This is a genomic window from Pseudomonas sp. zfem002 (assembly GCF_032621685.1).
In the GTDB taxonomy this organism is placed as follows: domain Bacteria; phylum Pseudomonadota; class Gammaproteobacteria; order Pseudomonadales; family Pseudomonadaceae; genus Aquipseudomonas; species Aquipseudomonas japonica.
On record NZ_JAVYJH010000007.1, the window covers coordinates 134,151 to 155,879 of the forward strand.

Genomic DNA, 21,729 nt, shown 5'->3' on the forward strand with positions numbered 1-21,729 from the left:
CCGGCCGCTGAACAGATGGCTTTATAAAAATTCTGGAGCAATACGCATGAAGAAATTCGGCAAGACGCTGTTGGCCGTATCCCTCGCCGGGATGGTGGCTAGTGCTGTTCAGGCGGACGACAAGGTTCTCCATGTCTACAACTGGTCCGACTACATCGCCGCGGACACTGTGGCCAAGTTCGAGAAGCAGACCGGCATCAAGGTGGTCTACGACGTCTTCGACAGCAACGAGACCCTGGAAGCCAAGCTGCTGGCAGGCAAGTCCGGCTACGACGTGGTCGTGCCGTCGAACAACTTCCTCGCCAAGCAGATCAAGGCCGGCGTCTACCAGGAACTGGACAAGTCCAAGCTGACCAACTGGAAGAACCTCGACGAAGACCTGCTCAAGGCCGTCGGCGACGCCAGCGATCCGGGCAACAAGTACGCCTTCCCGTACATGTGGGGCAGCATCGGCATCGGCTACAACCCGGAGAAGGTCAAGGCCGCGCTGGGCATCGACAAGATCGACTCCTGGGATGTGGTCTTCAAGCCGGAGAACATCGCCAAGCTGAAGAGCTGCGGCGTGAGCTTCCTCGACGCCCCGACCGAAATGATCCCGGCCGCGCTGCACTACCTGGGCAAGCCGACCGCGAGCAAGGACAAGAAGGACCTGCAGGCCGCCGAAGCCCTGTTCCTGAGCATTCGTCCATCGGTCACCTACTTCCACTCCTCCAAGTACATCTCGGACCTGGCCAACGGCAACATCTGCGTGGCCGTCGGCTACTCGGGTGATCTGGAGCAGTCCAAGGCCCGTGCCCACGAAGCTGGCGACAAGGTCAAGCTGAGCTACGTGATTCCGAAGGAAGGCGCCGGCACCTTCTACGACATGGTCGCCATTCCGAAGGATGCCGAGAACGTCGACGCGGCCTATCAATGGATGAACTTCCTGCAGCAGCCGGAAATCATGGCCGAAATCACCAACGCCGTGCGTTTCCCGAACGGCAACAAGGCGGCCACCCCGCTGGTGGACAAGGACATCTCCGGCGATCCGAGCATCTACCCGTCGGATGAAGTGAAGAAGCAGCTGTACGCGATCAGCGACCAGGATGCCCAGACCCTGCGCCTGATCACCCGCAGCTGGACCAAGATCAAATCGGGCAAGTAAGCCGATGTTTGCCTCGGGACGCGGCGAAAGCCGCGTCCTTGACGGCCGCAACACAAATTTTTTTGCTGGATGGGTGTATCGAAGGTAAGTTGCGCGCCGGTTCGGTGATCCGGCAGTCATTTCTGCCGCACGCCACACGGGCACTAATGTAGAGGACCTCCCACTTGTCTATTTCCATACTTCGCAAGGCCGTCATGGCTGGAGCGGGTCTGACGCTGGCATGCAGCGTCCAAGCGGCGCCCACGGTGCACATTTACAACTGGTCGGACTACATCGGCCAGACCACCCTCGCGGACTTCGAAAAGACCACCGGCATCAAGCCGCTGTACGACGTCTTCGACTCCAACGAAACCCTGGAAGGCAAGCTCCTGGCCGGTCGCACCGGTTATGACGTGGTGGTGCCGTCCAACCATTTCCTCGGCAAGCAGATCAAGGCCGGTGCGTTCCAGAAACTCGACCGTGCCCAGCTGCCGAACTGGAACAATCTCGACCCTGCCCTGCTCAAGCGCCTCGAGCGCAACGACGCGGGCAACCAGTACGCCGTGCCCTACCTGTGGGGTACCAACGGTATTGGCTACAACGTCGAGAAGGTCAAGGCGGTGCTCGGCACCGACAAGATCGACTCCTGGGCCACGCTGTTCGAGCCGGAGAACATCAAGAAGCTTTCCAGCTGCGGCGTCGCCTTCCTCGACTCGGCGGACGAAATGCTTCCGGCGATGCTCAACTACCTGGGGCTGAACCCCAACAGCGAAGACCCGAAGGACTACAAGAAGGCCGAGGACAAACTCCTCTCCATCCGTCCCTACGTGACCTATTTCCACTCGTCCAAATACATCTCGGACCTCGCCAACGGCGACATCTGCGTGGCCGCCGGCTTCTCCGGCGACGTGTTCCAGGCCAAGGCCCGGGCCGAGGAAGCCGGCAAGGGTGTGGACGTGGCTTATGTGATTCCCAAGGAGGGAGGCAACCTCTGGTTCGACATGCTGGCCATCCCCAAGGATGCCGGCAACGTCAAGGAGGCCCATGCCTTCATCAACTATCTGCTCGAACCTGCGGTGATCGCCCAGGTCAGCGATTACGTTGGTTACGCCAACCCGAACCCCAAGGCTGGCGACCTGATGGACCAGGATGTACGGAAGGATCCCGCGGTCTACCCACCGCAGGAAGTGATCGACAAGCTTTACGTCAATTCCGAGTTGCCGCCCAAAGTGCAGCGTTTGATGACCCGCATCTGGACCAAGGTCAAGTCGGGCAAATAAAAATCCGGACCCGCCACGGCAGGGGCGGGTGCAGAACATTCTGTTGGGAGTTTCACACATGGCAGTTGCCTCCGGCGCCTATAAGAAAGCCCTTGAAGGCGACCAGCAATCCAAGCAGGTGCTGGTCAAGATCGACAGGGTCACGAAGAAGTTCGACGAAACCGTCGCGGTGGACGATGTCTCCCTCGAAATCAAGAAGGGCGAGATCTTCGCCCTGCTGGGTGGCTCGGGGTCGGGTAAATCGACCCTGCTGCGCATGCTGGCGGGCTTCGAGCGTCCGACCGAAGGACGCATTTTCCTCGATGGCGTCGACATCACCGACATGCCGCCCTACGAGCGGCCGATCAACATGATGTTCCAGTCCTACGCGCTGTTCCCGCACATGACCGTGGCGCAGAACATCGCCTTCGGCCTGCAGCAGGACAGGATGCCCAAGGCCGAGATCGAAGCCCGCGTGGCCGAGATGCTCAAGCTGGTGCACATGACCCAGTACGCCAAGCGCAAGCCGCACCAGCTGTCCGGTGGCCAGCGCCAGCGCGTGGCCCTGGCCCGTTCCCTGGCCAAGCGTCCGAAACTGCTGCTGCTCGACGAGCCGATGGGCGCGCTGGACAAGAAGCTGCGTTCGCAGATGCAGCTGGAACTGGTGGAAATCATCGAGCGCGTCGGCGTGACCTGCGTGATGGTGACCCACGACCAGGAAGAGGCCATGACCATGGCCCAGCGCATCGCCATCATGCACCTGGGCTGGATCGCCCAGATCGGCAGCCCGATCGACGTCTACGAGACCCCGACCAGCCGCCTGGTCTGCGAGTTCATCGGCAACGTCAACCTGTTCGACGGTGAAGTGGTCGACGATGCCGAAGGCCACGCACGGATCGCCAGCCCGGAACTGGAGCGTCCGATCTACGTCGGTCACGGCGTCACCACCTCGGTGGAAGACAAGTCGATCACCTACGCACTGCGCCCGGAAAAACTGCTGGTCACCACCCAGCAACCGACCTGCGAGTACAACTGGTCGCGCGGCAAGGTCCACGACATCGCCTACCTGGGTGGTCACTCGGTGTTCTACGTCGAGCTGCCGAGCGGCAAGGTCGTCCAGTCCTTCGTCGCCAACGCCGAACGCCAGGGCTCGCGTCCTACCTGGGGCGATGAAGTCTACGTCTGGTGGGAAGACGACAGCGGCGTGGTACTGCGCTCATGAACCCGCGCAAGCTCAAGCGAGCGCTCAACCGCCTGACACCCGAAGGCCGGCACCTGGTCATCGGTGTGCCGTTCCTGTGGCTGTTCCTGTTCTTCATGCTGCCGTTCTTCATCGTCCTGAAGATCAGCTTCGCCGAAGCCGACGTGGCGATCCCGCCGTACACGGAGATCTACAGCTACGTCGAGGACAAGATCCAGGTCGTGCTCAACCTGGCCAACTACGGCCTGCTGACCGAGGACGAGCTGTACATCTCGGCCTACCTGGGCTCCTTGAAGATGGCCTTCTTCAGCACCCTGCTGTGCCTGCTGATCGGCTACCCGATGGCCTACGCCATCGCCAACGCACGCAAGGAAAGCCAGACCGTGCTGCTGCTGCTGATCATGATGCCGACCTGGACGGCGATCCTGATCCGCGTCTACGCCTGGATGGGCATCCTCAGCAACAACGGGCTGCTCAATGCGTTCCTGCAATGGCTGGGGCTGATCGATCAGCCGCTGCAGATCCTCAATACCAACCTGGCGGTGTACATCGGCGTGGTCTATTCGTACCTGCCGTTCATGATCCTGCCGCTGTTCGCCAACCTCGTGAAGCATGACCCGAGCCTGCTGGAAGCCGCGTCGGACCTGGGTTCGAGCCGCTTCAACAGCTTCTGGAAAATCACCGTGCCGCTGTCCAAGAACGGCATCATCGCCGGCTGCATGCTGGTGTTCATCCCGGTGGTGGGCGAGTTCGTGATTCCCGAGCTGCTCGGCGGTCCGGAAACCCTGATGATCGGTAAAGTCCTCTGGCAGGAATTCTTCAACAACCGCGACTGGCCCGTGGCCTCGGCCCTGGCCGTGGTGATGCTGGCGATCCTGATCGTGCCGATCCTGCTGTTCAACCGCAGCCAGGCGAAAGAAATGGAGGGCAGGGCATGAAGCGTTTCGAATTCTCCAAATTGATGCTGGTCCTGGGCCTGCTGTTCATCTACCTGCCGATGTTGATCCTGGTGATCTACTCGTTCAACGCCTCCAAGCTGGTGACGGTCTGGGGCGGCTGGTCGGTGAAGTGGTACGTCGGCCTGCTCGATAACACCCAGCTGATGGGATCGGTGATGCGCTCGCTGGAGATCGCCTGCTACACCGCGATCGCCGCGGTGGCGCTAGGTACCCTGGCGGCGTTCGTGCTGACCCGGGTCACTCGCTTCAAGGGCCGTACCCTGTTCGGTGGCCTGGTCACCGCGCCGCTGGTGATGCCTGAAGTGATCACCGGTCTGTCGCTGCTGCTGCTGTTCGTGGCCATGGCGCAGATGATCGGCTGGCCGCAGGAGCGTGGCATCGTCACCATCTGGATCGCCCACACCACGTTCTGCGCCGCCTATGTGGCGGTGGTGGTGTCGGCCCGCCTGCGCGAGCTGGACCTGTCCATCGAAGAGGCCGCCATGGACCTCGGCGCGCGGCCGTGGAAGGTGTTCTTCCTGATCACCATCCCGATGATCGCGCCGTCGCTGGCGGCGGGCGGCATGATGTCCTTCGCCCTGTCGCTGGACGACCTGGTGCTGGCGAGCTTCGTCTCGGGTCCGGGTTCCACCACCCTGCCGATGGAAGTGTTCTCGGCGGTGCGCCTGGGCGTGAAACCGGAGATCAACGCCGTGGCCAGCCTGATCCTGCTGGCGGTGTCGCTGGCGACCTTCATGGTCTGGTACTTCAGCCGCCGTGCCGAAGAGCGCCGCAAGCGCGCGATCCAGCAGGCCATCGAGGAAGCGGCCGCGGATGGCTGGAAACAGCCGGAAGTGCGGCGTCCCGCTGCTGTCGCCCAGGTGTAGGCGAGCTGCAGGACGAAACGGGCCGGGTGGAGTTTCCACCCGGCCCGTTTTCTTTCTGGAGGCTTTCCCGAAAACATCTCGTAGGAGCGTGGCTTGCCCGCGAAGGACCGCGTAGCGGTCCCAGATAGCGATGAGGTCTGGGACCGCTACGCGGTCCTTCGCGGGCAAGCCACGCTCCTACAGAGTGATCGCGGGCAGGCCTTTAGTTGGCAGGCACCAGCCGCAAGGTCCCCTCGGTCTCCCCCGCCAACCCCAGCCACGCCCGCTGGTATTTCCCCTCGATATACGGCTTCGCCTGATCGGCATAGTGCCTGTCGAACAGCACCCCGCTCTGCCCGACCGGATTGATGCTCAGCGCCGTTCCCGCATCGGCGAAGTCGATCAGCCGTCGCGTCGACGGGCCGTAGGTCACCGGCCACGGTGCCGGGCCGATCTTCGCCGACAGGTTGTTCGGCACCTCATGGGTCCCCGGTGCCGCGAACGGCCCGACATTGAACAAGTGGTCCAGCGGCTTCTGCATGCCCAGCGGGTGCCCGTGGGTCAGGGTGTGCGCCTTGCCCCACTGCCAGGCCGATGGCTCCTTGCCCAGCGTTTCGCCCAGGTGCGCCAGGGTCCGATCCCAGGCCTGCCTGACCACCGCCGTGCGGCTGCCACGCTCGCTGCTGCCCTCGGTCTGCCACCAGGGCGAGTCGGGGTCTGCGGCCAGGCGCGGCAGGGCATCGTCGATCACCCGCGTCGAGATCAGCGCCTGGAACCAGGCATCGCCCAGTTCGTCGTGCATCGCGGCGAACGCCAGTTCGTAGAGGAACTGGTTGAACAGCGTGGCGCTCACCGAATCCAGCGGGTAGTCGCCGCGCCAGGCCGCCAGTTGCTCCACCAGCTCGCGGCCCTGCTGGTCCTCGACCACCTGGCGCAGCACCGGCAGCAACGGGCCGAGGAGGCGTGGGCCATAGTCGGTCGCCGTGCCCAGTTGCAACGCCTGGCTGTTCTGCAGGTCCCATTTCACCTGGTCGTCGGCCAGTTGCCGGTCGAGCTGGCGACCGCGGTCGGGCAGGTTGTAGTAGCCGGGAATCGCCACGCCGCTGGGCGACCGGGGCTGGAAGTTGGCCGAGACGATATAGCCGCTGGGCGGATTCTCCGCCTGCGGGTTGGCGCTGAACGGGTAGAACCCGGACTTGTCCGCCTGCGCGGTGCTGCCATCGAGAATGAACGCCGGGTTCACCCCCTCCGGACGGATCGGCAAGGCCGCCGCCGCCCACCAGCCGATATCGCCACGGGCGTTGGCCCAGACGAAGTTCAGCCCCGGCGCCTGGACCTTCTGCACCGCATTGCGCATGGCGTCGAGGGTGCTGGCGCGGTTGATTTCATAGAAGCCATCGAGCAGCGGGTTCGGGCTTTCGAGAAACGCCCACCACAGGGCGATCGGCGCCGCCCCGGCGTCCTGGCCGAGCACCTTGTTGACGATCGGGCCATGGGGCGAGCGCAACAGGGTGATGGTCTGCGTCGGCTCGCCCTTGACCTTGATCTGCTGCTCGCTGCGGGTCAGCGCTTGCCACTGGCCATGGACCCGCACCTGGTCCGGGTTGTCCGGGTTGACCTGTTCGGCGATCAGGTCGACGTCGTCGTTCTGGAACATGGTCAGGCTCCAGCCGAACTCGCGGTTGTGGCCGAGGAAGGCGAACGGGTGGAGCGCCTGGTGATAGCCGTAGAGGTGGAAACCTGGCGCCGACAGCTCGGCCTCGTACCACACCGCCGGCACCGAGAAGCGGATATGCGGGTCGCCGGCCAGCAACGGCTTGCCGCTGCGGGTGCGACTGCCGCTGACCGCCCAGGCGTTGCTGCCTTCGAACTGCGGCAGGCCGGCCGCGGCGAAAGCCTGCTGGCTGACCTGCGCCAGCTGGCCAAGGGTTTTCCAGTCGGCGTCGGCCAGCGCCGGGGCGCGTTGCAGCACGCCGTCGGCATGCCAGTCGAGGTCGAAGACCTTCAGGTACGGGGCACCGAGATGATCGCGAACGAAGGTCAGCAGCGGCTCGGTGCGAAATGCCGCGGCGAAGCTGTAGGCCATGAAACCGGCGATGCTCAGGGTGTCCTGCGCCGTGAACGGGCGCGGGCTGATGCCCAGTACATCGAACTCCAGCGGTCGCGGGTGGCTGTCCTGCCAGGCGTTCACGCCTTCGAGATAGGCTTGCAGGGCTTGCCAGGCGGGCGCCTGCTTGTCCTGGCGATCGACATACACCTGCGCCTGCTCGCCGATGCGCAGGCTGCGGAACAGCGTATCGGTGGCGACCATCTTCGCCCCCAGCACCTCGGCCAGTTCGCCACGGGCCAGGCGCCGGGTGATCTCCATCTGGAACAAGCGGTCCTGGGCGTGCACGTAGCCCAGCGCGCGGTACAGGTCTGCTTCGTTCTGCGCCTGGATGTGCGGCACGCCGCGCTCGTCATAGCGCACGCTGACCGGCGCCTGCAGTTTCGCCAGGGCCAGTTCGCCGTCGCGCTGCGGCTGCTTGTCCTGCATGTACAGGTAGCCGGCGCCGGCCGCCGCCACGGCGATGGCCACGGCGAGAAGGGTGAGGCTGCGTTTCATCGAAGCTCCTTGGGATCTTTCTGGCAGCGAGTCGGTCATGATCGGACAGAGGATAGACTTTGCCAGCCGATAGATCAGCCAGGAGTGATGGCCAATGGACCTTAGCGAGAAACAGAAGATGCTCACCGGCCAGCTGTACCGCGCGACCTGCCCGGAACTGCAGGCCGAACAGATCGCCAACAAGCACTGGATGCAGCGCTACAACAGCGCCGTCGACCTGCTCAACGAGCAGCGCCGCGAACTGCTGGTCGCGCATTTCGCCAAGGTCGGCGCTGGCGCGGTGATTCGTCCGCCGTTCTATTGCGACTACGGCTACAACATCGAGCTGGGCGCGAACGTGTTCATGAACTTCAACTGCGTGATCCTCGACATCTGCAGGGTGAGCATCGGCGACGACTGCCAGATCGGCCCGGCGGTGCAGATCTACGCCGCCGACCACCCGCGCGATCCGGACCTCCGCCGCAGCGGGCTGGAGAGCGGCAAGCCGGTGACCATCGGTCGCAACGTGTGGATCGGCGGTGGGGCGATCATCCTGCCCGGGGTGACGGTGGGCGACAATGCGATCATCGGGGCGGGGAGTGTGGTCAGCCGCGACGTGCCGGCGGGGGCGACGGTGGTGGGCAATCCGGCGCGGGTGCGTTGAAACCCGGGGGCTGCTTTGCGCTCCTGGTCAAGGGTTCGCTTGCCAGGGGCAATAGCAACCCACCGCCAGGGTCTGCGTCACCTGTACCGGTCGCCCCTGGATCAGCGCCTGCAGGATCGGCTCGATGAAGCTGTTGCTGGCATTGCAGGTCGCCCCTTCGCTGTACGGGCCGAAATACGCCAGGTTGCCATTGCGGTCCCAGATCGCCACGGCGGGGCTGGCCGGCAGGTGCTCGGCACCCGGCAGGTCGGCGATGGGCTGCAAGGCAGCGAGGTTGGCGGGGAGCTGGCCATGGCTGCCAGGTTTCTGCAGTACATGGAAGGACACGCCTTGCGGTGCATAGTGCTCGATCAGTTCGGCCAGGTGCTGCTGGTTGCCGACGTTGCACGGGCAGGCCGGGTCCCAGAAGTGCACCAGGCGGATCGGACCGGGGCCGGCCAGCCCGGGCGGCAGGCGCAGCCGCTCGCCGGCGAACAGCGCGGTCTGGTTGTCGAAGGGGCGCAGGTACTGGCGCTGGAAATTCTCGTAGGCCCACCAAAGGCCGGCGGCGCACAGCACAAGGGCAAGGACGGCGAGCAGCTTTTTCCCCGACATGGACGATCCTGGCAAATTGAAGGGGGCCAGCTTGCCATGCCCCCGCCGACAGATGAATATCGCAGATCAATCCTTTGCCGCCTTTTCGGGAAATCCCCATGTCCGCGTCATTCCAAGCCGATTCCCTGCGTGCCAGCCTGCCCGCGCTGGCGGCACGCCAGCCGCTGTCGGTGCAGGGGCAGGCCTATCAGCGCTTCTACGGCCTGGACCGCGCGCCGCGGGCGGCAAGCTGGCTGGGGCGCTTTTCCCGCGCCGGATTCGAGGTGGTCAGCCAGGTGTGGTTGCCCGCCGAGCCGGTGGCGACGCTGGTGCTGCTGCACGGCTTCTACGACCACATGGGCCTGTACCGGCATGTCATCGACTGGGCGCTGGAGCGGCGTTTCGCGGTGATTGCCTGCGATCTGCCGGGGCACGGCCTGTCCAGCGGCGAGCGGGCCAGCATCGATGATTTCGCCGTGTACCAGCAGGTGCTCGACGGCCTGTTCGAGCAGGCCGCCGAGCTGCAACTGCCGCAACCCTGGCACCTGTGCGGGCAGAGCACCGGCGGTGCCATCGCGGTCGATCACCTGCTGCATCACGGTGAACGCAGCCCGGTGAGCGGCGAGGTGATCCTCCTGGCGCCACTGGTGCGGCCACGGGCCTGGGGTTGGTCGAAGCTCAGCTACTGGCTGCTGCGCCCCTTCGTGACGGGTATCGCCCGGCGTTTCAGCGAAAACAGCAACGACCCGACCTTCCTGCCGTTCCTCCTGGCCGATCCGCTGCAGCCACGGCGCCTGCCCACGGCCTGGGTCGGCGCGCTGCTGCAGTGGATTCGTCGGATCGAAGCGGCCCCCGGCTGCGCACGGCGGCCGCTGATCGTGCAGGGGGAGGCGGACATGACGGTGGACTGGCGCTACAACCTGGACGTGCTCAAGGGCAAGTTCGATGCACCGCAGATCCTCATGCTGCCGCAGGCGCGGCACCACCTGGCCAATGAACTGCCGGAGATCCGCCAGCGCTACTTCGCGTTCATCGGCCAGCGCCTGGGCTGATCAGCGCAGGTCGGAGGTACTCTGGCCGACGGCGAGGCCGGCGCGGATCGCCGCCAGGGCGGCCTTGTAGTAGGCCTGGCCTTCGGCGGATTCGGCGAAGGTGGCGAACTCCTCCAGCTCGGCGTCGGACAGGTCGCGATAGACATACAGCAGGGTGTTGTTCAGGTCTTCGCCGATCTGCTGCATCAGGCGCTGGCGCTGGCCATCCAGCAAGCCCTGGGCCTGACCGCCGCCGAACAGGCCGGGAATCATCTGGCTGAGGCTGTCGGCGGCCACCCCGGCGATCGCCAGGCTGACTTCGGCCCCGGCTTCGCGGGCCGGCAGGGCCTGGGCCAGGTGGCCGACGATGAGCAGGCGGGTATCGCTGGCCGCGACCTTCGGCAGGCCCTTGGCGTTCCTGGCCAGTTGATCGCGACGGGTGGCCAGCAGTTCGGCGGCCACCACCTTGCGTCCCAGTGGCGACTGGAAGAAGTTCAGGGCCGGGGCGGGGTTGCTCAGGTTGGCGCGCAACTGGGCCTCGGCGCGACGATCGACGGCCTTGGCTTCGAAACGCTGGTTGCTGTTGTCCACCAGCGCCTGGAACACCGCCGGTGGCAGGCTCTTCTGGTAGCGCTGCTGGGCGGCGGCGATGGCATCGGAGAAGTGGGCACGCTGCTCGGGCCAGCCGGCGACCTTGTACAGCTGATCGAGGGAGTCTGCCCGGACAGGCGTGGTGCAGAGGATCAACAGCAGAAAAAACAGACGGCGCATTCAGGACTCCTGTCGGCAGGCGGCTATTGTCCGTGGCCTTGCGGGGCTTTGTCGAGACGCCTTTGCGTCGATGCGACCAAGTGGCGCTGTCGGTTTGCCTGACGGCCCGTTACCATGCGCGGCATGCACATATCCTCCGATCATCCGCAGTTGCTCGGCATCGTCGACGACCTGGCCAACCAGGGCTGGTCGCGGCAGGCCATTTTCCTTCCCGATGCCCTGACCCGGGCGCTGGCGGTCGAGTGCCGGCGGCGCAAGGCCGAGGGCGAGCTGGCGCCGGCGAGTGTAGGGCGGGGCCAGGGGCAGGAGGTCCGCGAGGGGATTCGCGGCGACCACATCCTGTGGCTCGAACCCGGTCAGTCCGAGGCCTGCGATCAGTACCTGGCGCTGATGGACAGCCTGCGCGAAGCGCTCAACCGCGACCTGTACCTGGGGTTGGAAGACTTCGAGTGCCATTTCGCCCTGTATCCGCCGGGGAGCTTCTATCGCAAGCACCTGGACCGTTTTCGCGACGACGACCGGCGCAGCGTGTCGGCGATCATCTACCTCAACGAGGACTGGCAGCCCGACGATGGCGGCCAGTTGCGCCTGTTCTTCGCCGACGGCAGCGAACAGGACGTGCCGCCGCTCGGTGGCAGCCTGATCGTGTTCATGTCCGCTGACCTGCCGCACGAAGTGCTCGCCGCCAACCGCGAGCGCCTGTCGGTCACCGGCTGGTTCCGCCGCCGTGGCAACGACCCGTTCTGAGCTGCCGCCGGTACTGGTGAGCGCCTGCCTGCTCGGCCAGCCGGTGCGCTATGACGGGCGTGCCAGCGGGCATCCCGACCTGCTGCGGCGGTGGCAGGCGCAAGGTCGCGTGGTGCCGTTGTGTCCCGAGGTTGCGGGTGGTCTGCCAACGCCGCGTCCACCGGCGGAGATCCCCGGCGGGCAGGGCGCTGCGGTGCTGGATGGGGACGCGCAGGTGGTGACGGTGCGGGGCGAGGATGTCAGCGCGCAATTTCTCGCCGGTGCCCGCCAGGCGCTGGAGCTGGTGCGGCGCCATGGCATCCGGGTGGCGGTGCTCAAGTCCGGGAGTCCGTCGTGTGGCAACCGCTTGGTGTACGACGGCACGTTCACGGGCAGCAAGATCACGGGCGAGGGCGTGACCAGTGCCTTGCTGCGGCGGGAAGGGGTGCTGGTGTTCAGTGAGCTGGAACTGGAAGAGGCTGCCGTCGCGCTGGATGGGCTGCAATCTCCTCCGTAGGCGTGTGATGAACCAGCTCCTGCAACGCGATTGCCGCAACCGAATTCAGGGTTTCGGCGGCACGGTGGCATCCACGCCGAACCACTTCTTCGACAGTTCCGCCAGGCGGCCATCGGCCTTGACCCGCTGCAGGGCGTTATCCAGTGCACTCTGGAACGCCGGGCTGCCCTTCTGGAACGGAATCGCCAGGCTCAGCACCGGACCGACGCTGGCGCCTTCCGTCACGGGCAGCTTGCTGTCGCGAATCGCGTAGGGCACCAGCAGGCGATCGCTGATGAGCGCGTCGATCTGGTCGCCGGCGACCTCCTTGATCGGCTGGGTCGTGTCCTGATAACCACGCAGGTCCACACCTTCCACCGCCTTCGCCTGTTCGGCGAACGAGCTGCCCTGGACGAAGCCGAGGCTGTGCCCCTTGAAGGCCTCGAGGCTGTGCAGCAGGCGTTTCTCTTCCTGACGCACGATCAACTGGGCGCGGGTGTAGCTGTACGGCGTGCTGAAGTCCAGACGCTCTTGCAGTTCCGGGCTGACCGCGACCTGGTTCAGGGCAATGTCGTACTTGCCGCTCTGCACGCCGGGCAGCAGGTCCTCGGTACCGACTTCGACGAAGGAGGCGTGGACGTCCAGTTCACGGGCGAGCATCTGCCCAAGTTCGACTTCGAAGCCACTCAGTTGCCCGGCGCTGTCGCGAAAGTTGAACGGTGGTGTATTGGCTTCGATGGCGATGCGCAATTCGTTGCGGTCGCTGACTTCGTCCATCAATTCCGCGTGGGCCCACGGACTGAGCAGGCTGGCGGCAAACAATGCCCCGGTAAGAAAACGCATTTGAGCCCCTTTTTATTGGCAATAGACACAGTATTGCCGTGGCTTTCTGATTTGCCACGGTCAAGTTGCCCCTTGTGACCGCAACGAGTCCGGGATGTTTGACGGTGGCTGCAATATTTGTCGCGCAATTACGCAACTTTTTGTTTTTGTCCGGCCAATAAAAAAGGGAGGCACCCAGGCCTCCCCTTTCACTGTCGAAGTGAACTCAGAACAGGACGCGGGAACGGATGGTGCCCTTGACGTGCTGCAGTTTCTCTTGCGCCAGGTCCGAGTACTCGGCGTCGACGTCGATCACCACGTAACCGACTTTCTCGTTGGTCTGCAGGAACTGACCGGAGATGTTGATGCCGTTCTCGGCGAAGACCTTGTTGATCTCGCTGAGCACGCCCGGGATGTTTTCGTGGATGTGCAGCAGGCGGTGCTTGCCAGGGTGCGCCGGCAGGGCAACTTCAGGGAAGTTGACCGACGATACCGAGGTACCGTTGTCGCTGTACTTGACCAGCTTTTCCGCCACTTCCAGACCGATGTTGGCCTGGGCCTCAGCGGTGGAACCGCCGATGTGCGGGGTCAGGATCACGTTGTCCAGGCCGCGCAGCGGGCTTTCGAACTCGTCGTCGTTGGAGCGCGGCTCGACCGGGAACACGTCGATGGCGGCGCCGATCAGGTGCTTGTCCTTGATCGCGGCGGCCAGGTGGTCCAGTTCGACCACGGTACCGCGGGCGGCGTTGATCAGGATCGAGCCCTTCTTCATTGCACGGATTTCCTTCTCGCCGATCATCCACTGGGTGGATGGCAGCTCAGGTACGTGCAGCGAGACGATGTCGGCCAGGCCCAGCAGCTCGTGCAGGTCGGTGACCTGGGTGGCGTTGCCCAGCGGCAGCTTGGTCAGCGGGTCGAAGAAGAACACCTGCATGCCCAGGCTTTCGGCCAGGACCGACAGTTGGGTACCGATCGAGCCGTAGCCGACGATGCCCAGCTTCTTGCCACGGATCTCGAAGGAGTTGGCCGCGCTCTTGATCCAGCCGCCACGGTGGCAGGAGGCGTTCTTCTCGGGGATGCCGCGCAGCAGCAGGATGGCCTCGGCCAGCACCAGCTCGGCAACGGAGCGGGTGTTGGAGTACGGCGCGTTGAACACGGCGATACCGCGCTCGCGGGCCGCGTCCAGGTCGACCTGGTTGGTGCCGATGCAGAAACAGCCGACAGCGACCAGTTTCTTGGCACAGTCGAAGACCTCTTCGGTCAGTTGGGTGCGCGAGCGGATGCCGATGAAGTGGGCGTCGGCGATCTTTTCCTTCAGCTGCTCGTCCGGCAGGGAGCCGGTGAGGTACTCGATATTGGTGTACCCGGCGGCCTTGAGGACGTCCACGGCATTCTGGTGGACGCCTTCGAGAAGAAGGAACTTGATCTTGCTCTTATCGAGAGAAGTCTTGCTCATCTGCGTAAACCTGTGTCCCGGAGAAAAATGGCAGGGAAGTGGAGCTATCGCAGATCGGCCTGAAGCACGATTAGCGGGGGGCGTATGCTAGCATACCGACGCCGCGCTCAGACCATCCCCGGCACGTGAAGTGTGCTCAGGGTGACCATGAATAGTTCGAGAGTTCGTTCGATGACCGATCCTGTTCTGCTTGCTGAACTGATGACCCTTGTCGAGCCCGGCAAGGTCCTGACCGACGCCGCTTCCCTCGAGGCCTATGGCAAGGACTGGACCAGGCATTTCCCGCCGGCGCCCTCGGCCATCGTCTTCCCGAAAAGCATCGAGCAGGTCCAGGCCATCGTCCAGTGGGCCAACCGACACAAGGTCGCCCTGGTCCCGTCGGGCGGCCGCACCGGCCTCTCCGCCGCCGCCGTGGCGGCCAATGGCGAGGTGGTGGTGTCGTTCGACTACATGAACCGCATCCTCGACTTCAACGCCTTCGACCGCACCGTGGTCTGCCAGCCGGGAGTGATCACCGCGCAGCTGCAGGCCTTCGCCGAGGAGCAGGGCCTGTACTACCCTGTGGATTTCGCTTCTTCCGGTTCCAGCCAGATTGGCGGCAACATCGGCACCAATGCCGGCGGGATCAAGGTCATTCGCTACGGCATGACCCGCAACTGGGTTGCCGGCCTCAAGGTCGTCACCGGTGCCGGTGAGCTGCTGGAGCTGAACAAGGACCTGATCAAGAACGCCACCGGCTACGACCTGCGCCAGCTGTTCATCGGCGCCGAAGGTACCCTGGGCTTCGTGGTCGAGGCGACCATGCGCCTGGACCGGGCACCGAAGAACCTCACCGCGATGGTCCTCGGCACACCGGACTTCGACTCCATCATGCCGGTGCTGCATGCCTTCCAGGGCAAGCTCGACCTGACTGCCTTCGAGTTCTTTTCCGACAAGGGGCTGGCCAAGATCCTCGGCCGGGGCGACGTGCCGGCGCCGTTCGAAACCCAGTGCCCGTTCTATACCCTGCTGGAATTCGAGGCGACCACCGAGGAGGTCGCCAACGACGCCCTGGCGCTGTTCGAGCACTGCGTGGAACAGGGCTGGGTGCTCGACGGGGTGATGAGCCAGAGCGAGCAGCAGCTGCGCAACCTGTGGAAGCTGCGCGAGTACCTTTCGGAAACCATCTCCCACTGGACGCCCTACAAGAACGACATTTCCGTCACCGTGGCGAAAGTCCCGGCGTTCCTGCGCGATATCGACAGCATCGTCAGCACCCATTACCCGGATTTCGAAGTGGTCTGGTATGGCCATATCGGTGATGGCAATCTGCATCTGAACATCCTCAAGCCCGACGACCTGAGCAAGGACGAGTTCTTCGCCCGGTGCGCGGTGGTCAACAAGCAGGTGTTCGAAACCGTCGAGAAGTACAACGGTTCGATCTCCGCCGAGCATGGCGTCGGCATGACCAAGCGCGACTACCTCGCCTACAGCCGTTCGTCGGCGGAAATCGCATACATGAAAGCAGTCAAGGCGGTGTTCGATCCCAACGGGATCATGAACCCGGGCAAGATCTTCGCCCCCGAGTGACCCGCCTCGGCTTCAACCAGCGCTCCAGGAGTCGTCCATGAGTTATCAGCACCAATATGTAGACGGAACGCGCATCCACTTCGCTCTGGGCAAGGTGGTGTGCATCGGGCGCAACTACGCCGAACACGCCAAGGAACTGGACAACCCGATCCCCAGTGAGCCGCTGCTGTTCATCAAGCCCGGCAGTTGCGTGGTGCCGCTGGACGGCGGCTTCAAGATTCCGGAAGAGCGCGGCTCGGTGCACTACGAAGCGGAAATCGCCGTGTTGCTGGGCAAGTCGCTGTCGCCGCAACCCTCCGAGGAGGAAGTGCTGGACGCCATTTCCGGTTTTGCCCCGGCACTGGACCTGACCCTGCGTGACCTGCAGGCGCAATTGAAGGAAAAGGGCCTGCCCTGGGAACGCGCCAAGTGCTTCGACGGTGCCTGCGTCCTGCCGCCGTTCGTGGTCGGCAGCACCTTCGAGGACCTCGCCGATATCGGCATTCGCCTGACCATCAATGGCGAAGTGCGCCAGGACGGCAACAGCGCGCTGATGCTCAACCCCATCGTGCCGATGATCCAGCACATGGCCTCGCAGTTTTCCCTGCATGCTGGCGACGTGATCCTCACGGGTACGCCAGCGGGCGTCGGGCCGCTGAATGTCGGCGACGAGCTGGTCCTGGAACTGCCGGGCGTCAGCCGCTTCGAAGGCCGGGTGCTCTGATCCCGGCGGTGCGGGGCGGCCAGAGAGGTCGTCCCGGCCATCTTGTCAATGCGCTTCGTCGGCTTTTGCCGTTTTTTTCACAAAACATCTGGATAATTCCTACCCGGTCTTCTGGCTGCGTCCGTCAGCCGGGATAACAACAGGAATCATCGATGGCCACCCCCCTCACTTCTCGCACCCCTGGCGACACCCGGTCGCCCGGACGCAAGCGTCCCATTGCCCTGCGCTGGTCTACCTGGCTGGCGACCGCGGCCGTGATCGGTTATGGCGTGGCCATCGCCATGCATTGGGACGACCGCGGTCTGCTCTGGCTGCAGGAGCGCTTCCAGAGCCAGGTCGAGCAGAAGGCCAGTATCTGGCTGCCTGACTACCATGCCGATATCGATGCCAAGGTGCTGCCGGGTATGGAGGATGACGAGGCCTCGGACCTTTCCTATGACCCGCAGCGCAAGACGCTGTTCGCGGTGATGGGCAAGAACCCGTTCCTGGTCGAGCTGAACCTGAATGGCGACGTGCTGCGCAAGCTGCCGCTGGTGGGCTGGGCCAACCCGGAGGGCGTGGCGGTGATGGCGGACGGGCGTCTGGCCATCGTCGACGAGCGTAACCACGATCTGGTCCTGGTCAGCCTCGACGACTCGACCCGCGAGCTCAATATCAAGGACTTCCCGCGCTACGACCTCGGCCCCTCGGAAAACCAGAACAAGGCCTTCGAAGCCATCGCCTGGGACCCGGCGCAGCAGCGCCTGCTGCTGGGCGAAGAGCGTCCACCGCGGCTGTTCAGCTGGCGTACCGATGGCCGCTCGGCGCTGAGCGGGACCAAGCAGGAACTGCCCAGCGACGATCTCGACCTGCGCAACCTTTCCGCCCTCGGCATCGACCCGCGCACCGGGCACACGCTGGCCCTGTCGGCGGACTCGAACATGCTCCTGGAACTGGACGAGCAGGGCGAGCAGGTCAGCTTCATGACCCTGCTCGGCGGCTTCAACGGCCTGGCAAAGCGCATTCCCCGTGCCGAAGGCGTGGCAATGGACGAGGCGGGCACGCTGTACATGGTCAGCGAGCCGAACCTGTTCTATCGCTTTCGCAAGGAATGATGCACGGCGATTTTTCCGATAGTGGCATTAAGCTTCGATTCAGCTGAACATGGTTAGATTCAGGCCGTTTCGATTCCCCGCCAGAGTCCTTCCCGATGCGTCTGCGAATTTCCCTGCTTGCCTTGCTCGCTGCCCTGCTGGCTGTCCTGCTTTTCGCGGGGCAGCACTACCGCCTGTTCGAACGCGGCTGGTTCAACCTCAAGACCTGGTGGCAACCGGCCGAGCAGAGCATCGGGCTTGACCGCTACAAGGTTGCGATCGAGGCGAAACCCATCGAGGGCCTGGACAAGGACATCTCCGCGCTGACCTTCGATCCGGACCGCAACAGCCTGTTTACCGTGACCAACAAGGATCCCGAGCTGATCGAGCTGTCGCTGGACGGGCGTATCCTGCGCCGTGTGCCGCTGACCGGCTTCGGCGATCCGGAGGCGGTCGAGTATGTCGGGCGCGACAGCTACGTGATCACTGACGAGCGCGAGCAGCGCCTGATTCGCGTGCGCCTGACCGACGACACGCCCTTTCTCGACGCCAAGGATGCCGAGCAGTTGACCCTGGGCATCGGCCTCAACGGCAACAAGGGCTTCGAGGGGCTGGCGTTCGACCAGCAGGGCAAGCGCCTGTTCGTGGCCAAGGAGCGGGATCCGATGCTGATCTACGAGGTCCACGGTTTCCCCCATGACAACCCGGAGCAGCCGTATGCCGTGCATGTGGTCCAGGACCGCAAGCGCGATTCCCGCTTGTTCGTGCGGGATCTGTCGAGCCTGCAGTTCGACGAGCGCAGCGGCCACCTGCTGGCGCTGTCGGACGAGTCGAAGCTGGTGCTGGAACTGGATGTGAAGGGCCGGCCGCTGGCGAGCATGTCGCTGCGCAAGGGCTTCCAGGGCTTGGAACAGAGCGTGCCGCAGGCGGAGGGGATCGCCATGGATGATGCGGGGACGTTGTATCTGGTGAGCGAGCCGAACCTGTTCTATGTCTTCAGGCAGCCAGCAGACTGAACACGGACCCTGTGGGAACTGGCAAGACAGTTGCTCCCACAGGGTTTTGCGGTGTTCTCGAGAAGGGCTTATGCCTTCAGGGTCTTAACGCCTTCACTGGTGCCCAGCAACAGCAGATCCGCCGGCCGCGCCGCGAACAGGCCGTTGGTGACCACGCCGACGATGGCGTTGATCTGCGCTTCCAGTTCCACCGGGTTGGTGATCTGCAGGTTGTGCACGTCGAGGATGATGTTGCCGTTGTCGGTCAGCACACCCTCGCGGTACACCGGGTCGCCGCCCAGCTTCACCAACTGGCGGGCGACGTGGCTGCGGGCCATCGGGATCACTTCCACCGGCAGCGGGAAGGCGCCCAGCACCGGTACCAGCTTGCTGGCGTCGGCGATGCAGATGAATTTCCGGGCCACGGCCGCGACGATCTTCTCGCGGGTCAGGGCCGCGCCGCCGCCCTTGATCAGGTTCAGGTGCTCGTCGCTCTCGTCGGCGCCGTCGACGTAGAACTCCAGCTCGCTCACGGTGTTCAGCTCGTAGACCGGGATGCCATGACCCTTCAGGCGCGCGGCGGTAGCTTCGGAGCTGGCCACGGCGCCGTCGAAGGCGGTCTTGTGCTTGGCCAGGGCGTCGATGAAGCAGTTGGCGGTCGAGCCGGTGCCGACGCCGATGATGCTCTTGTCATCGAGGCTGGGCAGAATGAAGTCGACGGCGGCCTGGGCGACGGCCTGTTTGAGTTGGTCCTGGGTCATGCGGGCTCCGAAGCGGGAGAGTATCGTGAAGCCGGGCATTATAGCGGCTAAAACCCCTGACTTGCTGTGGTCGCCCGACAAGGCGCTGGGGTAGACTCCGATCCCCCGTCCAGCCGCCTGTGATGCACTCCCGATGCTCGAACAGTACGTCAAGAAGATCCTCACCTCGCGCGTCTATGACGTCGCCGTGGAAACCCCTCTGCAAGCCGCCGGCCAGCTGAGCAAGCGCCTCGGCAACCAGGTGCTGCTCAAGCGCGAGGACCTGCAGCCGGTGTTCTCCTTCAAGATCCGCGGCGCCTACAACAAGCTGGCGCAGTTGAGCGCGGAAGAGCGCGCCCGTGGCGTGGTCACCGCCTCGGCCGGCAACCATGCCCAGGGCCTGGCCCTGGCGGCGAAGGAAATGGGGGTCAAGGCGACCATCGTGATGCCGCGCACTACCCCGGAAATCAAGGTCGAGGGTGTGCGTTCCCGCGGCGGCAAGGTGGTCCTGCACGGCGACTCCTTCCCCGAGGCGCTGGCCTATTCGCTTAAGCTGGTCGAGGAAAAGGGCTTCGTCTATGTCCACCCCTACGACGACCCGCACACCATCGCGGGCCAGGGCACCGTGGCCATGGAGATCCTCCGCCAGCACCCGGGTCGCCTCGATGCGATCTTCGTCCCGGTCGGCGGCGGCGGGCTGATCGCCGGGATCGCCGCCTACGTCAAGTACCTGCGCCCGGAGATCCGCATCATCGGCGTCGAGCCGGACGACTCCAACTGCCTGCAGGCCGCCATGGCCGCCGGCGAGCGCGTGGTGCTGGCGCAGGTCGGGCTGTTCGCTGACGGCGTCGCGGTGGCGCAGATCGGCCAGCACACCTTCGATATCTGCAAGCAATACGTCGACGAAGTGATCACCGTCAGCACCGACGAGATCTGCGCGGCGATCAAGGACATCTACGACGACACCCGCTCGATCACCGAGCCGGCCGGCGCCCTGGGCGTTGCCGGGATCAAGAAGTACGTGGAGCAGCGCGGCGTCAGCGGCCAGACCCTGGTGGCCATCGACTCCGGCGCCAACGTCAACTTCGACCGCCTGCGCCATGTCGCCGAGCGCGCCGAGCTGGGCGAGGGCCGCGAGGCCATCATCGCCGTGACCATCCCCGAGCAGCCGGGCAGCTTCAAGGCCTTCTGCGAGGCGATCGGCAAGCGCCAGATCACCGAATTCAACTACCGCTACCACACCGGCCGCGAAGCGCACATCTTCGTCGGCGTGCAGACCCACCCGGAGACCGACCCGCGCAGTGCGCTGATCCAGCACCTGACCGAGCAGGGCTTCCCGGTACTGGACATGACCGACAACGAACTGGCCAAGCTGCACCTGCGGCATATGGTCGGTGGCCATGCCGAGGCCGCCGACGAGCTGGTGCTGCGCTTCGAGTTCCCCGAGCGTCCGGGGGCGCTGTTCAACTTCCTCAACAAGCTGGGCGGGCGCTGGAACATCTCGATGTTCCACTACCGCAACCACGGCGCGGCGGACGGTCGTGTGGTCGCCGGCCTGCAGGTGCCGGAAGACGAGCGCCACCTGGTGCCGGCGGCGCTGGAGAAGATCGGCTACCCGTACTGGGACGAGACCGGCAACCCGGCGTACCGGCTGTTCCTTGGCTGAACGGCTACGCTGTGAGCAACACCCGAGGAAATTGCACCCATGGAAAGCCTGACCGCCCTGAAAGTCGCCCACGTACTGGCCCTCGTCCTGCTGCTGGGCAGTGCGCTGGGGCTGGCGATCTGGGCCTGGCGTGCGCGACGCGCGGGCGATACGGCGGTCTACGGGCAGTTGCTGGCCCGTCCGCAGGGTTTTGCCTGGCTGTTGATGGGGCTGTGCCTGCTGAGCCTGCCGTTCACCGGCTGGTGGCTGGTGCATCGGGTGGGCTGGCCGCTGGGGCAGACCTGGGTGCTGGGCTCCAGCCTGCTCTATACCTTTGGTGCGCTGGCCTGGCTCTGGCTGCTGGCCCGGGTCAATCGCCTGCGCAGCGAACCGGCCAAGGGCAAACCGCAGTTCACCCTGGCCCTGGCGCTGTTCAGTGGAGTCTGCTTCATCGCCATCGCCGGCCTGATGGGCGCCAAGCCGGTCTGACGTTT

Annotated in this window: 21 protein-coding genes; 15 read left to right on the plus strand and 6 right to left on the minus strand. The window is 64.6% G+C overall.

Translation table 11 applies throughout. From position 1 onward, the window contains the following. The first annotated feature begins 46 nt into the window (after positions 1 to 46). From RTI28_RS11090 to RTI28_RS11110, 5 genes are all read left to right on the plus strand, one after another. Positions 47 to 1,144 (plus strand): polyamine ABC transporter substrate-binding protein, encoded by a 1,098-nt coding sequence (locus RTI28_RS11090; protein ID WP_316920487.1) that lies wholly within the window; start codon positions 47 to 49, stop codon positions 1,142 to 1,144. A 164-nt stretch (positions 1,145 to 1,308) separates the two neighbouring features. Then, complete coding sequence (locus tag RTI28_RS11095) at positions 1,309 to 2,403, plus strand: polyamine ABC transporter substrate-binding protein (protein ID WP_316920488.1); 1,095 nt, start codon at positions 1,309 to 1,311, stop codon at positions 2,401 to 2,403. 58 nt (positions 2,404 to 2,461) lie between these two features. Further along, positions 2,462 to 3,604 carry an ABC transporter ATP-binding protein gene (locus RTI28_RS11100; protein WP_316920489.1) on the plus strand — a complete coding sequence of 381 codons (1,143 nt, stop codon included), beginning with the start codon at positions 2,462 to 2,464 and terminating at the stop codon, positions 3,602 to 3,604. Then, complete coding sequence (locus tag RTI28_RS11105) at positions 3,601 to 4,521, plus strand: ABC transporter permease subunit (RefSeq protein WP_316920490.1); 921 nt, start codon at positions 3,601 to 3,603, stop codon at positions 4,519 to 4,521. Before RTI28_RS11100 ends, RTI28_RS11105 begins: the two co-directional genes overlap by 4 nt. Continuing rightward, the gene (locus RTI28_RS11110) at positions 4,518 to 5,408 is read left to right on the plus strand and encodes an ABC transporter permease subunit (RefSeq protein ID WP_316920491.1); all 891 of its coding nucleotides are present in this window, start codon (positions 4,518 to 4,520) and stop codon (positions 5,406 to 5,408) included. The genes RTI28_RS11105 and RTI28_RS11110 overlap by 4 nt, the downstream gene beginning before the upstream one ends. A 202-nt stretch (positions 5,409 to 5,610) precedes the next feature. Here the strand turns inward: RTI28_RS11110 and RTI28_RS11115 are convergent, their stop codons facing one another. After that, on the minus strand, positions 5,611 to 7,992 hold the full coding sequence (locus RTI28_RS11115) for a penicillin acylase family protein (RefSeq protein ID WP_316920492.1): 2,382 nt from the start codon (positions 7,990 to 7,992) through the stop codon (positions 5,611 to 5,613). 94 nt (positions 7,993 to 8,086) lie between these two features. On the opposite strand from RTI28_RS11115, the gene RTI28_RS11120 reads away from it, so the two are divergent. Then, on the plus strand, positions 8,087 to 8,635 hold the full coding sequence (locus RTI28_RS11120; RefSeq protein ID WP_316920493.1) for a sugar O-acetyltransferase: 549 nt from the start codon (positions 8,087 to 8,089) through the stop codon (positions 8,633 to 8,635). A 27-nt stretch (positions 8,636 to 8,662) separates the two neighbouring features. Here RTI28_RS11120 and RTI28_RS11125 read toward each other — a convergent pair whose 3' ends face one another. Further along, positions 8,663 to 9,229 carry a DUF6436 domain-containing protein gene (locus tag RTI28_RS11125; protein WP_316920494.1) on the minus strand — a complete coding sequence of 189 codons (567 nt, stop codon included), beginning with the start codon at positions 9,227 to 9,229 and terminating at the stop codon, positions 8,663 to 8,665. A gap of 98 nt (positions 9,230 to 9,327) precedes the next feature. Here RTI28_RS11125 and RTI28_RS11130 point away from each other — a divergent pair, with 98 nt between their 5' ends. Beyond that, complete coding sequence (locus tag RTI28_RS11130) at positions 9,328 to 10,260, plus strand: alpha/beta hydrolase (protein WP_316920495.1); 933 nt, start codon at positions 9,328 to 9,330, stop codon at positions 10,258 to 10,260. On the opposite strand, the gene RTI28_RS11135 is transcribed toward RTI28_RS11130, so the two are convergent. Then, positions 10,261 to 11,010, minus strand: coding sequence for a hypothetical protein (locus RTI28_RS11135; RefSeq protein ID WP_316920496.1), 750 nt, complete (start codon positions 11,008 to 11,010; stop codon positions 10,261 to 10,263). A gap of 114 nt (positions 11,011 to 11,124) precedes the next feature. Here RTI28_RS11135 and RTI28_RS11140 point away from each other — a divergent pair, with 114 nt between their 5' ends. Together RTI28_RS11140 and RTI28_RS11145 are read left to right on the plus strand one after the other, a co-directional pair. Continuing rightward, positions 11,125 to 11,757 (plus strand): 2OG-Fe(II) oxygenase, encoded by a 633-nt coding sequence (locus RTI28_RS11140; protein WP_316920497.1) that lies wholly within the window; start codon positions 11,125 to 11,127, stop codon positions 11,755 to 11,757. Further along, positions 11,738 to 12,253 carry a DUF523 domain-containing protein gene (locus RTI28_RS11145; protein WP_316920498.1) on the plus strand — a complete coding sequence of 172 codons (516 nt, stop codon included), beginning with the start codon at positions 11,738 to 11,740 and terminating at the stop codon, positions 12,251 to 12,253. The genes RTI28_RS11140 and RTI28_RS11145 overlap by 20 nt, the downstream gene beginning before the upstream one ends. A 45-nt stretch (positions 12,254 to 12,298) precedes the next feature. Here RTI28_RS11145 and RTI28_RS11150 read toward each other — a convergent pair whose 3' ends face one another. Together RTI28_RS11150 and serA are read right to left on the minus strand one after the other, a co-directional pair. Continuing rightward, positions 12,299 to 13,075, minus strand: a complete 777-nt coding sequence (locus RTI28_RS11150) for a transporter substrate-binding domain-containing protein (protein ID WP_316920499.1) — start codon at positions 13,073 to 13,075, stop codon at positions 12,299 to 12,301. Between the two features lie 205 nt (positions 13,076 to 13,280). Next, entirely contained in the window at positions 13,281 to 14,510 is a 1,230-nt protein-coding gene (gene serA / locus RTI28_RS11155) for a phosphoglycerate dehydrogenase (RefSeq protein ID WP_316920500.1), read from the minus strand. Positions 14,511 to 14,681: 171 nt separating this feature from the next. Between serA and RTI28_RS11160 the strand changes: the two genes are divergently transcribed. From RTI28_RS11160 to RTI28_RS11175, 4 genes are all read left to right on the plus strand, one after another. Further along, a complete protein-coding gene (locus RTI28_RS11160; RefSeq protein ID WP_316920501.1) occupies positions 14,682 to 16,079 on the plus strand; it encodes an FAD-binding oxidoreductase in 1,398 nt (465 codons plus the stop codon). A 37-nt stretch (positions 16,080 to 16,116) separates the two neighbouring features. Further along, positions 16,117 to 16,782 (plus strand): fumarylacetoacetate hydrolase family protein, encoded by a 666-nt coding sequence (locus tag RTI28_RS11165; RefSeq protein ID WP_316920502.1) that lies wholly within the window; start codon positions 16,117 to 16,119, stop codon positions 16,780 to 16,782. 152 nt (positions 16,783 to 16,934) lie between these two features. Continuing rightward, complete coding sequence (locus RTI28_RS11170; protein ID WP_316920503.1) at positions 16,935 to 17,876, plus strand: SdiA-regulated domain-containing protein; 942 nt, start codon at positions 16,935 to 16,937, stop codon at positions 17,874 to 17,876. Positions 17,877 to 17,971: 95 nt separating this feature from the next. After that, positions 17,972 to 18,871: an SdiA-regulated domain-containing protein gene (locus tag RTI28_RS11175; protein ID WP_316920504.1), complete on the plus strand. Its 900-nt coding sequence runs from the start codon at positions 17,972 to 17,974 to the stop codon at positions 18,869 to 18,871. Positions 18,872 to 18,939: 68 nt separating this feature from the next. On the opposite strand, the gene rpiA is transcribed toward RTI28_RS11175, so the two are convergent. Further along, positions 18,940 to 19,611: a ribose-5-phosphate isomerase RpiA gene (gene rpiA / locus RTI28_RS11180; protein ID WP_316920505.1), complete on the minus strand. Its 672-nt coding sequence runs from the start codon at positions 19,609 to 19,611 to the stop codon at positions 18,940 to 18,942. 133 nt (positions 19,612 to 19,744) lie between these two features. Between rpiA and ilvA the strand changes: the two genes are divergently transcribed. Further along, complete coding sequence (ilvA, locus tag RTI28_RS11185; RefSeq protein WP_316920506.1) at positions 19,745 to 21,256, plus strand: threonine ammonia-lyase, biosynthetic; 1,512 nt, start codon at positions 19,745 to 19,747, stop codon at positions 21,254 to 21,256. A 39-nt stretch (positions 21,257 to 21,295) separates the two neighbouring features. Continuing rightward, positions 21,296 to 21,724, plus strand: a complete 429-nt coding sequence (locus RTI28_RS11190; RefSeq protein WP_316920507.1) for a DUF2269 family protein — start codon at positions 21,296 to 21,298, stop codon at positions 21,722 to 21,724. Positions 21,725 to 21,729: the final 5 nt, after the last annotated feature.

What these genes read in the sequence shown, in the direction of transcription:
- RTI28_RS11175 (WP_316920504.1), top strand. Translation starts at nt 17,972, where the DNA reads ATGCGTCTGCGAATTTCCCTGCTTGCCTTGCTCGCTGCCCTGCTGGCT.
- RTI28_RS11120 (WP_316920493.1), top strand. Translation starts at nt 8,087, where the DNA reads ATGGACCTTAGCGAGAAACAGAAGATGCTCACCGGCCAGCTGTACCGC.
- RTI28_RS11100 (WP_316920489.1), top strand. Translation starts at nt 2,462, where the DNA reads ATGGCAGTTGCCTCCGGCGCCTATAAGAAAGCCCTTGAAGGCGACCAG.
- RTI28_RS11165 (WP_316920502.1), top strand. Translation starts at nt 16,117, where the DNA reads ATGAGTTATCAGCACCAATATGTAGACGGAACGCGCATCCACTTCGCT.
- RTI28_RS11090 (WP_316920487.1), top strand. Translation starts at nt 47, where the DNA reads ATGAAGAAATTCGGCAAGACGCTGTTGGCCGTATCCCTCGCCGGGATG.
- RTI28_RS11135 (WP_316920496.1), bottom strand. Translation starts at nt 11,010, where the DNA reads ATGCGCCGTCTGTTTTTTCTGCTGTTGATCCTCTGCACCACGCCTGTC.
- RTI28_RS11105 (WP_316920490.1), top strand. Translation starts at nt 3,601, where the DNA reads ATGAACCCGCGCAAGCTCAAGCGAGCGCTCAACCGCCTGACACCCGAA.
- RTI28_RS11115 (WP_316920492.1), bottom strand. Translation starts at nt 7,992, where the DNA reads ATGAAACGCAGCCTCACCCTTCTCGCCGTGGCCATCGCCGTGGCGGCG.
- RTI28_RS11130 (WP_316920495.1), top strand. Translation starts at nt 9,328, where the DNA reads ATGTCCGCGTCATTCCAAGCCGATTCCCTGCGTGCCAGCCTGCCCGCG.
- ilvA (WP_316920506.1), top strand. Translation starts at nt 19,745, where the DNA reads ATGCTCGAACAGTACGTCAAGAAGATCCTCACCTCGCGCGTCTATGAC.
- serA (WP_316920500.1), bottom strand. Translation starts at nt 14,510, where the DNA reads ATGAGCAAGACTTCTCTCGATAAGAGCAAGATCAAGTTCCTTCTTCTC.
- RTI28_RS11140 (WP_316920497.1), top strand. Translation starts at nt 11,125, where the DNA reads ATGCGCGGCATGCACATATCCTCCGATCATCCGCAGTTGCTCGGCATC.
- RTI28_RS11170 (WP_316920503.1), top strand. Translation starts at nt 16,935, where the DNA reads ATGGCCACCCCCCTCACTTCTCGCACCCCTGGCGACACCCGGTCGCCC.
- rpiA (WP_316920505.1), bottom strand. Translation starts at nt 19,611, where the DNA reads ATGACCCAGGACCAACTCAAACAGGCCGTCGCCCAGGCCGCCGTCGAC.
- RTI28_RS11190 (WP_316920507.1), top strand. Translation starts at nt 21,296, where the DNA reads ATGGAAAGCCTGACCGCCCTGAAAGTCGCCCACGTACTGGCCCTCGTC.
- RTI28_RS11110 (WP_316920491.1), top strand. Translation starts at nt 4,518, where the DNA reads ATGAAGCGTTTCGAATTCTCCAAATTGATGCTGGTCCTGGGCCTGCTG.
- RTI28_RS11160 (WP_316920501.1), top strand. Translation starts at nt 14,682, where the DNA reads ATGACCGATCCTGTTCTGCTTGCTGAACTGATGACCCTTGTCGAGCCC.
- RTI28_RS11150 (WP_316920499.1), bottom strand. Translation starts at nt 13,075, where the DNA reads ATGCGTTTTCTTACCGGGGCATTGTTTGCCGCCAGCCTGCTCAGTCCG.
- RTI28_RS11125 (WP_316920494.1), bottom strand. Translation starts at nt 9,229, where the DNA reads ATGTCGGGGAAAAAGCTGCTCGCCGTCCTTGCCCTTGTGCTGTGCGCC.